This is a genomic window from Paenibacillus cellulosilyticus, assembly GCF_003182255.1.
Lineage (GTDB): Bacteria > Bacillota > Bacilli > Paenibacillales > Paenibacillaceae > Paenibacillus_T > Paenibacillus_T cellulosilyticus.
This window is the reverse complement of sequence record NZ_QGTQ01000006.1, coordinates 80,775-93,102: the sequence shown is the minus strand read 5'-3', so window position 1 is coordinate 93,102 and position 12,328 is coordinate 80,775. Positions and strand designations below refer to the sequence as shown.

At 51.3% G+C, this 12,328-nt stretch carries 11 protein-coding genes; all 11 read left to right on the top strand.

What is annotated here, in order from left to right; all coding sequences use genetic code 11:
• Positions 1-88 precede the first annotated feature (88 nt).
• The 11 genes from DFQ01_RS10870 (at position 89) to DFQ01_RS10820 (ending at position 12,311) form a co-directional block, all read left to right on the top strand.
• Entirely contained in the window at positions 89-598 is a 510-nt protein-coding gene (locus DFQ01_RS10870) for a phosphoesterase (RefSeq protein ID WP_110043927.1), read from the top strand.
• A gap of 1 nt (position 599) precedes the next feature.
• On the top strand, positions 600-1,079 hold the full coding sequence (coaD, locus tag DFQ01_RS10865) for a pantetheine-phosphate adenylyltransferase (protein WP_110043926.1): 480 nt from the start codon (positions 600-602) through the stop codon (positions 1,077-1,079).
• 25 nt (positions 1,080-1,104) lie between these two features.
• A complete protein-coding gene (locus tag DFQ01_RS10860; protein ID WP_110043925.1) occupies positions 1,105-2,013 on the top strand; it encodes an aldo/keto reductase in 909 nt (302 codons plus the stop codon).
• Between the two features lie 305 nt (positions 2,014-2,318).
• Positions 2,319-2,891, top strand: coding sequence for an RNA polymerase sigma factor (locus DFQ01_RS10855; protein WP_110043924.1), 573 nt, complete (start codon positions 2,319-2,321; stop codon positions 2,889-2,891).
• Positions 2,891-3,697, top strand: a complete 807-nt coding sequence (locus tag DFQ01_RS10850; protein ID WP_110043923.1) for an anti-sigma factor — start codon at positions 2,891-2,893, stop codon at positions 3,695-3,697. The genes DFQ01_RS10855 and DFQ01_RS10850 overlap by 1 nt, the downstream gene beginning before the upstream one ends.
• A gap of 178 nt (positions 3,698-3,875) precedes the next feature.
• Positions 3,876-5,087, top strand: coding sequence for an MFS transporter (locus tag DFQ01_RS10845; protein ID WP_110043922.1), 1,212 nt, complete (start codon positions 3,876-3,878; stop codon positions 5,085-5,087).
• 341 nt (positions 5,088-5,428) lie between these two features.
• The gene (kdpF, locus tag DFQ01_RS32115; RefSeq protein WP_425452385.1) at positions 5,429-5,506 is read left to right on the top strand and encodes a K(+)-transporting ATPase subunit F; all 78 of its coding nucleotides are present in this window, start codon (positions 5,429-5,431) and stop codon (positions 5,504-5,506) included.
• Between the two features lie 11 nt (positions 5,507-5,517).
• The gene (kdpA, locus tag DFQ01_RS10835) at positions 5,518-7,197 is read left to right on the top strand and encodes a potassium-transporting ATPase subunit KdpA (protein WP_110043920.1); all 1,680 of its coding nucleotides are present in this window, start codon (positions 5,518-5,520) and stop codon (positions 7,195-7,197) included.
• Positions 7,198-7,224: 27 nt separating this feature from the next.
• Positions 7,225-9,258, top strand: a complete 2,034-nt coding sequence (gene kdpB, locus DFQ01_RS10830; protein ID WP_110043919.1) for a potassium-transporting ATPase subunit KdpB — start codon at positions 7,225-7,227, stop codon at positions 9,256-9,258.
• Positions 9,259-9,278: 20 nt separating this feature from the next.
• The gene (gene kdpC / locus DFQ01_RS10825) at positions 9,279-9,854 is read left to right on the top strand and encodes a potassium-transporting ATPase subunit KdpC (RefSeq protein WP_110043918.1); all 576 of its coding nucleotides are present in this window, start codon (positions 9,279-9,281) and stop codon (positions 9,852-9,854) included.
• A 138-nt stretch (positions 9,855-9,992) separates the two neighbouring features.
• Positions 9,993-12,311, top strand: a complete 2,319-nt coding sequence (locus DFQ01_RS10820; RefSeq protein ID WP_110043917.1) for a universal stress protein — start codon at positions 9,993-9,995, stop codon at positions 12,309-12,311.
• The last annotated feature ends 17 nt before the right edge of the window (positions 12,312-12,328 follow it).

Below are 12,328 nucleotides of genomic sequence, written 5' to 3'. Positions count from 1 at the left end.
GACATATTGCTAATTCATGGACACTCGTATACGCTAGTTTACAAGCATGTGATGGATTCTCGAATAGATAGCAGAGGAGTTGGCGCCCTTGTCGAACGTATTTTTCATTTCGGATCATCATTTTGGCCATAAACCTATTATTGACTTCGAATCACGGCCGTTCAAGGATGTCGACGAAATGAATGAGGTCATGATCGAGAAGTGGAATGCGGTTGTCGGAAAACAAGACAAGGTGTTCCATCTTGGCGATTTCTCGTTCTTGAACAAAGAGAAGACGCAGGCGATCGTGTCGCGGTTGAACGGATATAAGATCCTCATTCTCGGCAATCATGATCGCGGACGCTCCAGAGCTTGGTGGCTGGATGCAGGCTTCGATGAGGTGAGCGAGTACCCGATTATTTATAAAGATTTCTTCTTCCTGTCGCATGAGCCGATGTATATGAACTTCCACATGCCGTATGTGAATGTCCATGGCCATATTCATTCGCAGAAGTATGAAGGCGTCAACTATTTCAACGTTAGCGTCGAGCACTGGGACTATACGCCTCTGACGTTCGAGCAGATCCGCGATGCGGTTGTGCCAAGCGAGGAGCAGTAGGATGAAGGTTGTATACGCTGGCAGCTTCGATCCGATCACGCTTGGTCATATCTCGGTTATTGAACGGGCAGGCCACCTGTTCGACGAGGTGCATGTCGTTATTGCGAATAATCGGAACAAAAAGCATCAATTCACGATTGAGCAGCGCACAGCGATGGTGAAGCTGTCGATCTCGCACATGACGAATGCCATCGTTGTTCCATTCGAAGGGATTACAGCGGATTATGTCAATGAAAATGGGATCGTCGCTGTCATTCGCGGCATTCGCAACTCCACGGACCTCGAATACGAGCTTCAGCTGGAGCAGTATATGAGAAGCACCTCGAATGCGGATACGATCTATCTGTCTCCGTATACGAAGGATATACAGACGAGCAGCTCGCTCGTACGGATGTTCATTCTGTCGAACAAAATCGATAAAGCGAAAGATTATATGCACCCGGATGCGTACCATCAGATGGTTTCGTTCATTCAATCTTAAGGAGCAGGAGCTTGGAGGAATACATATGAAACAAAATCAACTAGGTCGCTCAGACCTGTATGTAAGCGAAATTGGACTCGGCTGCATGTCGCTCGGGACAGAAGAGCACAAGGCTGCAGCCATCATTGACGAAGCGTTGGCGCATGGCATCAACTTCTTGGACACAGCGGACCTGTATGATGCAGGCCGCAATGAGGAGCTTGTCGGCCGTGCAATTCGTCACCGCCGATCGGAGATCGTCCTTGCGACGAAGGTAGGAAATCGTCGAATGGAAGGTAAGGATGGATGGTCATGGGACCCGTCCAAAGCGTACATACTTAATGCCGTAAAAGATAGCTTGCTTAGACTCGGAACGGACTACATTGATCTATACCAGCTGCACGGCGGGATGATCGAAGACCCTATCGATGAGACGATTGATGCTTTCGAGACGCTTAAGAAAGAGGGCGTCATTCGTCATTATGGCATCTCATCCATTCGTCCGAACGTCATACGCGAATATGTGAATCGCTCGAACATCGTCAGTGTGATGAACCAATACAGCATGCTGGACCGTCGTGCAGAGGAGAGCGTACTTCCACTGCTGGGAGACCACGGCATTGGGCTTATTGCACGAGGACCACTCGCAGGAGGCATTCTGACGGAACGCGGAGCGGCCAAAGCAGAGCGGACTTACCTCGAATACTCCGCTGAAGAGCTTCCGAGAATTCGACAGCAGCTCCAAGAATTGACCGGTGATCGTTATTCACTGGCGCAGCTGGCGATTCGATATTCGCTGAGCGATCCTGCGGTAAGCGTTGTCCTTCCAGGTGCAAGCAGCAGCGAGCAGCTTCGCTTGAATGTATCGGCCGCAGAGGCACCGCCGCTGACGCCGGAGATGGTAGCGGCGATTCGAGCTGTTACGAGACCGAATACGTATGCCGCGCATCGATAGTATAACGATCGTGTAGGCGCGCCATATTTTCATAACGCTTTCATCAAAACCCATTGAATCCCCTTGTCGTTTCCTACTAATGGAAGCCGCTAAGGGAGGGAATGAAAACGATGTTGAAGCGGATGATGGTCTTATTATTAGCAATTAGCTCGAGTGTGTGAGTGTTGATCCCGACGTTAGGTTTCGCTGCGGATGGGGAAGAATCGGGCATGCGGTAAGTGCTGGCGTTCAATCAGATCCCGACTCTAAGTGAACGACTGCAACTACACTAGCGAATGAGTAGTCTGTGATGGAGGAATAGAACAATGCGGGAACGATCTGATTATGAACTGATGCTGTTGATTAAGGATAGGCAGCATCTGGCGCTTTCTATTCTATATGACCGATACGCTCCGCTTGTCTATTCTTTCGCGATGAAGGCGCTGAAGGATGAGCAGGCATCAAGAGATATCGTACAGTCCGTGTTTATGCGTCTGTGGACGACCGGATCGGAATATAAGCCGGACAAAGGCCGATACACCAGCTGGCTGCTGACGATCACACGTAATTTGACAACGGATTGGCTGCGGAAGCAGCGAAGAGAGACGAATTCGAGGCTCACGATGCCATGGGAACAGCTGCAGCAAATTCCGGATCACATGACGCTGTCGCCAGAGGATCGTTATGAGCGCGATTCGCTGCATGCGGAAGTCCGAGGCGCATACCAATACTTATCTAGCCAGCAGATCATGCTTGTTGAGCATTTCTACTGGCAGGGCTACAGTTTAAGCGAGCTGGCAACGCTGTACGATCAACCGCTGGGAACGGTTAAAAACCGCCTGCATCAAGCGCTAAAAATATTACGCAGACATCTGAAGACAGAAAGCGAGCGATCATAATGAGCGATATGGATAATAATCGCAAACTATGCAGTATGGTCCTCGACTTTGTGTCTGGTGACTGTACGGAAGAGGAAGCGTCTGCATTCGAAGCGCATCTTGCAGGATGTGCAGAATGTCAGTCGGAGCTCGAGGAGCTGCGCGTCATATGGGAGGTGCTCCCTGTCGATATGGACCTTATCGATCCCCCGACAGATTTGAAGCAGCAAGTAATTGAATCTATTTTCGCTGCAGATGCGGAAGCGTATGAGAGCAAGCAATCTCAGTTGGAGCCGAATCATGACATCGGCAAGCCGATTACAAGTCAGCGTTCACCACGCTTGCGTTATGTACGAATATGGGCGGCGGCGATTGTATTAGTGCTTGCCGTAGGCTCCATATTTGGCTATCAGCAAATCCAGAGCCGCGCCGAGTATATTCCAACATTGGAGGATGCGCTGGACGTCTCAGCAGCACATATCGATCAGATCGTGTCGCTGAAGCCCGTCTCCGTCACTCCGGACCAACCATCGTACGGGGTTGCTTGCATCGTCGATAACGGAACGAACAAACAGTTTATCGTTTATGTGTTTGGCGCGAAGGAAACCTCCGGCGATCAAGCTTACCAGGTGTGGCTCGTAGATGATGGTGTTCGGCGAAGCGCAGGGACGTTCCGTGTCGAGGAGAAAATGAGAGGGATCGGCGTTCTCTCGATGCCAATTGCCTCCGACCAGTTGGCTTTCGATGCGATCGGCATTACGCTCGAACCTGACGACCAAGGCGACCAGCCGAGAGGAACGAAGGTGTTCGGGTCGGCAATTTCATAGTTTTACCCTGATGAAGGACCTTCTCAACCGCGGGTTTTGCGGTGAGAGAGGGTTCTTTTTGTGCGTACAATTGAAACGATTTGCAACATTTGGGATTGACGGGGGCGGAAATTCAGGATAAATTGATTTAGTAAATTAGTAATTTAGTAAATAAGTAAACGAGGAGTTGTTGGTCAACATGTGGTCCAATCGTTATGTCCGAACGATCTTCTTGTCGAGAGTGCTGCTGCATCTCGGCATTTGGATTCGGAATTATGCCGTCCTGCTGTATGTGACGGATCTGACAAATAACAATCCAGTCGATGTGTCGCTTATTTCGGCTGCGGAATTCGCGCCGATCTTTCTATTCGCGTTGATTGGTGGAACGTTCGCCGATCGTTGGCAGCCAAAGCGAACGATGGTGTGGAGTGATCGACTGTCTGCGTTATCCGTCGTTGCAGTTCTTGTCGCATTAATCTATGGGGGATGGGTTGCGCTGCTTGTAGGCTCATTCGTTTCGGCAAGCTTATCGCAGTTCTCACAGCCATCCGCCATGAAGCTGTACAAACAGCATGTACCAGGTGAACAACTGCAGCGCGTAATGGCGATGTACCAGACGCTTGTGGCGATTTTCACCGTGCTAGGCCCGTTGGTCGGCACCTTTATTTTCATCCAGTTAGGGATTCATACTTCACTCGTCATTACGGCCATCATGTTCTTCTGCTCATCGATGATTCTTGCAACACTGCCTCGGGATGTGGAGGAGAAGCGGTCGGAAGCCTCAAGCAGCTTCTTCCAGGAGCTGAAAGCCGGAATGCGTTATATCGCTTCCAACCCTACGCTTCGTACGCTCGGAATCACATTTGCTGTCGTCGGATTGGCTTCCGGCGTAACGCAGCCGCTGCAGATCTTCGTCGTTATGGAGCAGCTGGGTCAAGATAAATCGTTCCTGCAATGGTTCGTGATGTCGAGCGGGGCGGCCATGCTTGCAGGCGGAGCTATTCTCATGAGTGCTGCGAAGAAGGTGAGACCGCAATTGATGCTTATGTTCGGTCTGCTCGTGACGGCGGTATGTACGGTTGCTATTGGCGCATCGACCATGATCTGGCTGTCGATCGTTCTTGTCGTCATTAGCGGGTTGGTTTATCCGTTCATTCAAGGCGGGATTCAAACGCTGCTCGTACGCAATACGGAGATGGCATTCATGGGCCGCGTGTCAGGTGCGATCATGCCGATCTTCATGGGGATGATGGTGCTCGGGATGTTCTTATCCGGCATCTTGAAGAAAGCTTTCTCACTGCTTGCGGTGTATGAGCTGAGCGGGGTTATGATCGTAATCGGCGCGTTGCTTCTTCTGCCTCTGGTGAAGGCGAAGAAGAAGAAACCAGAGAATCAAGCTGCTGTTGGCTGATGAACACAATGTCATGTAAGACCTATTGAAGGATGTAGAGGCTGCCTATCGGCGGCCTCTTTATTTTGTCGATAAAAGGCTCGAATGATGGGAAAGCGCCCCGATTTTTATACTTTTTTTATACCGCCGGCTTATATCTTTACCTACGGTTTATCCGATCCCGTTCTATGATTGCACTGTAGCAAGTGGAATATTGAAAATCGTGATCGAGAGAGGAATTGGAGGTTGGATCGGATGCTTGATATTGGCGTAATGGGACTGCTTGCCTGCACGTTTGGACTGTTCTATGGGTTTGTCCATTGGTGCGGCCGAGTGGTAGATCGGGAAGGAGAGGAAACACGATGATTGTAATGCTCGGAGCCGCATTCATCATTTTCATTTATTTGGTCTTTGCGCTTATTAATCCTGAACGATTCTAGGAGGATGACGAATGGGCATCGTACAAATCGCCGTCGTCTTAGTGGTGCTAGTCTTGCTTGTTAAACCGCTGGGCACGTATGTATACAATGTTTTCTCAAATGAGCCGAATAGGACGGATCGAATCTTCGGTCCCGTTGAACGATGGATCTATCGACTGATTGGGCTTCGCAACCGTGAGGGAATGACCTGGAAGAAATACGCGATCACTTTGCTGCTTACGAACGCAGCACTGGCTTTCATCAGCTACCTTATCCTGCGCATACAGTCGATCCTGCCGCTCAATCCGAACGGAGTAGGCGCGATGGAAGAGACGTTATCATTTAACACCGTAATTAGCTTCATTACAAATACGAACCTGCAGCATTACAGTGGGGAGTCGAGCTTGTCCTACTTCTCGCAAATGGCAGTCATCATGATGATGATGTTCACTTCCGCGGCAACGGGTTTTTCGGCGGCGATCGCATTCGTTCGCGGCATAACAAGCAGAGGGAACTCGCTTGGCAATTTCTTCGAGGATTTCGTCAAGGCACACACGCGAATCTTCTTGCCCGCAGCAATCGTCGTCACGATGATTCTTGTTGGACTGGATGTGCCGCAGACGCTGCAATCGACGTTAACCGTTACGACCTTAGAGGGGGCTATGCAAAATATCGCGATCGGTCCAGTAGCTTCGCTTGAATCGATCAAGCATCTTGGAACGAACGGCGGCGGCTTCTTCGGTGCGAACTCTTCCCATCCTTTCGAGAATCCGAATGGGCTGACGAACGTCATCGAGATTTTGTCCATGTGGGCGCTTCCCGCTTCGCTTCCTTATGTGTATGGTCGATTCGCCCGTAATCGCAAGCAGGGCTGGGTTGTGTATAGTGCGATGATGGCTTTGTTTCTCGTGTTCCTCGCGACCGTGTACACGTCAGAGCTTCACGGCAATCCGGTGATGAACTCACTTGGCATCGATGCATCGCAAGGAAGCATGGAAGGCAAAGAGGTTCGATTCGGTATCCCGCAATCGGCGTTGTTCACAGCTGTAACGACCGCAGCGACGACCGGTACGGTCAACAATATGCATGATACGCTGACACCGCTCGGCGGTCTTGTACCACTAGCTCAAATGATGCTCAACTGCGTATTCGGCGGCAAAGGCGCTGGTCTGATGAACATGCTCATGTACGCCATTCTCGGCGTATTCATCGCGGGGCTGATGGTTGGCCGAACACCCGAGTTTCTCGGCCGCAAAATCGAGCCGAGGGAGATGAAGCTCATCGCGATCGCTATTTTGATTCATCCGCTGATCATTCTTGGGCCGACGGCGATTGCTTTCCTAACGGACTTGGGCAGCGGAGCGATTAGTAATGCAGGCTTCCACGGCATCTCGCAGGTGCTCTACGAATACACGTCTTCGGCGGCGAATAATGGATCGGGCTTCGAAGGGCTTGCGGACAATACTTCGTTCTGGAACATTACGACAGGACTCGTCATGCTGCTTGGTCGTTACGTCTCCATGATTGCGATGCTTGCCGTTGCTGGTTCATTCGTGCGCAAGCAGTGGGTACCGGAAACGATTGGTACGCTGAAGACGGATAATAGGTGGTTCGTCGGCATACTCGTCGGTACGGTTCTCATCATTGGCGCATTGACCTTCCTGCCTGCCATTGCGCTTGGCCCAATCGCAGAACATTTGACACTTGGTTAACCATTATAATCGAGGTGACTTTAAGCCATGCAATCATCAACCCGTAAATCCATGCTAACCTCCACAATCCTTAAGGATGCGGTAATAGACAGCTTTAAGAAGCTAAATCCGATTACGATGATGAAAAATCCCGTCATGTTCGTCGTCGAAGTAGGCACGTTTATCGTGCTGCTTACCGTACTGCTCCCTGATTTCATGGGGGCCAAGGGACATGTCGGGTTTAACTTGACCGTCTTCTTCGTCCTGTTAATCACGGTGCTCTTCGCGAACTTCGCGGAGGCACTGGCAGAAGGGAGAGGCAAAGCACAAGCCGATTCGCTTAAGCAATCCAAACAGCAGCTATCTGCTAATAAGCGTACGTTCAGCGGCATAAAGGCCGTGCCATCGACAGAGCTTCGCAAAGGGGATATCGTCGTCGTCTCGCAAGGCGAGATGATTCCTGGCGATGGCGAAGTCATTGAGGGCTTGGCGTCCGTGGATGAGTCGGCCATAACAGGTGAATCGGCTCCAGTCATAAAAGAAGCTGGAGGAGACTTCAGCTCTGTTACAGGCGGTACACGGGTCGTCAGTGACCGGATCGTGGTCCAAATCACGAGTGATCCAGGCGAATCGTTCATCGATCGGATGATTTCGCTCGTAGAAGGCGCGCAGCGCCAGAAAACGCCGAATGAGCTCGCATTGAATACGCTGCTCATCAGCCTTACGCTTATCTTCCTAATCGTCGTCGTTACGCTTGCGCCAATTGCACGTTATGCAGGCGTGAATATTGAAGCGCCAGTACTTATCGCGCTGCTCGTCTGTCTCATTCCTACCACGATCGGCGGCTTATTGTCCGCGATCGGTATCGCAGGGATGGACCGAGTCACGCAGTTCAATGTCATCGCGATGTCCGGCAAAGCAGTTGAGGCTGCAGGCGACATTAATACGATGATTCTAGATAAAACAGGAACAATAACGTTCGGTAACCGGATGGCGAGCTCTTTTATCCCGGTAGGCAATGAGAAGATTGAGACCGTTGGCTATTGGTCTGCGATTACTTCGGTGAAAGATGAGACGCCGGAAGGCCGATCCGTGATCGATCTGATGCGAGCCGAGCAATACGAGTACGACGAGAAGCTTGCAATTGATGCGGAGTTTATCGCTTTTAAGGCAGAAACGCGCATGAGCGGCGTCGATCTGCGGGATGGGCGACAAGTGCGCAAAGGGGCAGTCGATGCCGTTAAGCAGTGGGTGAAGGCGCAGGGCGGTTCGATTCCCGCGGACTTAGACGAGAAGGGGAACGCGATTGCGTCCAAGGGCGGCACGCCGCTTGCAGTTGCGATCGGCAATCGAATCGTAGGCTTAATTTACTTGAAGGATACGGTAAAGCCCGGAATGCGCGAACGGTTCGAGCAGCTGCGAAAGATGGGCATTAAAACGATCATGTGTACCGGCGACAATCCGCTGACTGCAGCGACGATTGCGCTGGAGGCTGGTGTAGACGATTTTATAGCAGAGAGTAAACCAGAGGACAAAATCGCCGTCATTCGACGCGAGCAGGCAGAGGGCAAGCTTGTTGCGATGACCGGCGACGGTACGAACGATGCGCCTGCATTAGCGCAGGCGGATGTAGGTCTAGCGATGAACAGCGGTACAACTGCCGCGAAGGAAGCAGCGAACATGGTCGATCTCGATTCGGATCCATCGAAGATCATTGAGGTCGTTTCCATCGGCAAACAGCTGCTTATGACACGTGGTGCACTGACGACGTTCAGCATCGCGAACGATGTGGCGAAATATTTTGCCATCATTCCGGCGATGTTCACGATTGCGATTCCACAGATGGACGGATTGAACATTATGCATCTGGGTTCGCCGTCCTCCGCAATTCTGTCGGCACTCATCTTCAACGCCATTATCATTCCGCTGCTTATTCCGCTTGCGATGAGAGGGATTGCCTATAAGCCCATGAGCGCAATGAAGCTGCTCGGCAAGAACATGACAGTCTACGGTCTTGGCGGTATTATCGCACCATTCATCGGCATTAAGCTCATTGACCTGATCGTTCATCTCTGGGTCTAGATCGAAAGGACGGAAATAAGATGAAGAATAATGTATTCGTCGCCATTCGAGCAAGTATCGTGTTCATCGTACTATGCGGCATTCTATATCCACTTGCTTGCACAGGTCTTGCACAGTTGTTTATGCCTAGTCAAGCAAATGGCAGTCTCGTGCACAATGCTGAAGGAGAAGTGATTGGCTCCGCACTCATTGGCCAGCAGTATGATAATCCGGCTTATTTCCAAGGACGTGTATCGAGTATTGACTATAATGGGGCAGGATCTGGCTCGAATAACTATGGCCCATCTAATCCGGAATTGCTGCAGCGTACGAAGGATTCCATTGAAGCCTGGAAGACGGCTAACCCGGACGTTCCTGTGAGTGAGCTGCCTATTGCACTCGTGACAAACTCGGGTTCCGGTCTAGATCCGCATATCACGCCGGCATCGGCAGAGGTTCAAATTCCAAGGATTAGCAAGCTGACGGGCTTATCGCAGCAACAGCTGCATGAGCTGGTGGAGGAACAAACGGAAGGTCGCGATCTTGGCCTGTTCGGTGAGCCTCGCGTGAACGTACTAGAGCTGAACCTTAAGCTTCAAGCTATGATGACCCAATAACGTCCACCCTGTCTATTCTGCCGAGCCGAATAGGCGGGGTTGCTCCGCGTTTATTGGCACATCACGTTGGCGGCTTATACAGAGGATCTTTGAATAAGCAGAGTCCGCTCAAGATCCTGATGTCAGGAGGCACGATGGATGGATTCATTCAGAAGAAAGACACCCGAGCAGATACTTGCTTCGATATCGAAGCTGCAGCAGGGAAAGCTCAAGATCTACATCGGTGCTGTGAATGGATCGGGCAAGACGTATCACATGCTGCTGGAGGGCCAGTCGCTTCAAGCTGAAGGCATCGACGTGGTCATCTGTGCGGTGTCTACGATGAAGCGTCCCGAGACCGCAGAGAAGCTCGGTACGCTGGAACGAGTGCCAAGCATTCGTTGGGACTCCAATGGGATAGAACAGAAGGACTTGAACCTGGAAGCGCTGCTGCAGCGCAATCCAGAGGTGGTGCTTGTGGATGGCTTGGCTCATCGGAATCGGCCGGGAGCGCAATTCGCAACACGGCTGGAGGATATTCAATATTTGCTGCAGCGTGGTATCAGTGTTATTACAACGGTGAATGTATATGAGCTGGATGGCGTGACGCTGTTGGCGCATCGATTGACCGGCATTCGAGCAGAGAATACCATTCCAGTGCAAACGCTTGAGCTGGCCGATGAGGTTCGGCTTATTGATGTAACGCCGGAGACGATGCTGCAGCGGTTAAGCGAGGGAAACCTTAACGGTGTTAAGGATGTACCGCTCATGCAGCAGCGAGGTAATCTAGGTGTATTACGTGAGTTGGCATTACGTCTAATGGCGGTGGACGTGAACGGATCGCTGGAGAAACATCGAGAATCGCAAGGCCTTACAGGCCCTTCTGGTGCTAATGAACGCGTCATCGTTTGTGTGCAATATCGTGGGAACAGCTCAGCATATATTCGAAGAGGCCAACAGATCGCGAAACGATTGAATGGCGAATTAAATGTGATCTCGTTCGTAAAGGAGCATGCAGTACTGACGAAGGAAGAGAGTATGTTCAAGCGGATGATGTTAAAATTAACCGACCGAATCGGTGCGCATACGCATGAACTTCCATTCAACGGACGGAGACAAATCCCGAAGCTGCTTAGCAAATATGCAATGAAATACGGTGTAACTCGTATCGTATTAGGCCACTCCAAACATAGTCGATGGAAGGAGCTGTTGTACGGCTCAATTGTGAACGGTATCCTTGGCAGCGTGCGCAACGCCGATGTCCTGTTCGTCGCGGACCATGTCAATCAGAGCAGCGAACAGAAGCTTGTAGAAACTACGAGTGCACGCGGGCAAACATCGAAGAGCTATCGGCGATTAAGCGAGCAGGAGGTTGCGCAGCAGACCGAAGCATTGAAGCGTGGAACGTTCAAAGTGTATATCGGCGCAGCGCCCGGTGTCGGCAAAACGTACACGATGCTGCGCGAGGGAAATGAGCTGCTGCGCAAAGGGATCGATGTCGTTATCGGCTTGCTTGAAACGCACGGCAGAGCAGACACGGCAGCGCAAATCGGCAGCCTGCCAATCCTACCGGAAGCCGAGATTGAATACTGTGGAGCGAAGCTCCATGAACTCGATGTACAAGCGATTATTGAACGAAATCCAGAGGTTGTGTTGATTGATGAACTCGCACACACGAATGTGCCAGGTATTGCGAACAAGAAGCGGTACGAAGACGTGATGGAAATATTGGCTGCAGGGATTTCGGTCATTACCACGATGAACGTACAGCATTTAGAGAGCTTGAATGATTCTGTTGAACAGATCACGGGCATTCGTGTGAGGGAGACGGTTCCCGACAGCGTACTTCAGTCTGCTGATGAAGTGGAGCTGATTGATGTGGCGCCAGCGGCGCTTCAACAGCGGATGCGCGAAGGCCGGATCTATGCGGCGAATAAGATTGATCAGGCGCTGGGACATTTTTTCCGAACGGGTAATTTAATCGCGCTGCGCGAGCTTGTACTCCGGGAAATTGCCGACGACGTGGATGAGCGGCTGGAAGCCCGGGAGCACAGCCGATCGCTGCGTGGTCCTTGGCGTGGCGAAGAACGGATATTCGTCGCGGTCACGCTATCACTTAATGCAGAACGTTTGATCCGACAAGGGTTCCGGCTCGCCCATCGGCTGAAAGCGCAGTGGCATGTCATGTATGTGCACCCGGCGAAGCAATTGTCCGAGAAGGATCAGAAGCGGCTGGCGTCCATTCAACAATTGACGGAACGGTTAGGCGGCAGCTTCGAGCTGGCGCATACAAGGTTGAGAAGACGAGTTGCATCGGCGCTACTGGAGCGGGCGAACGCGCTGAATAGCACACAGATGATTGTGGGTCAAACTTCGCGTCGATGGCGGCTGGATTGGTGTCGACGATCCGTCATTAAGACGATCGTGCAGCAAGGTCGAAATCTTGATGTTCTCGTTGCAGCCCGTTTTGAGGTATGATCAAGCTGGATAGATAA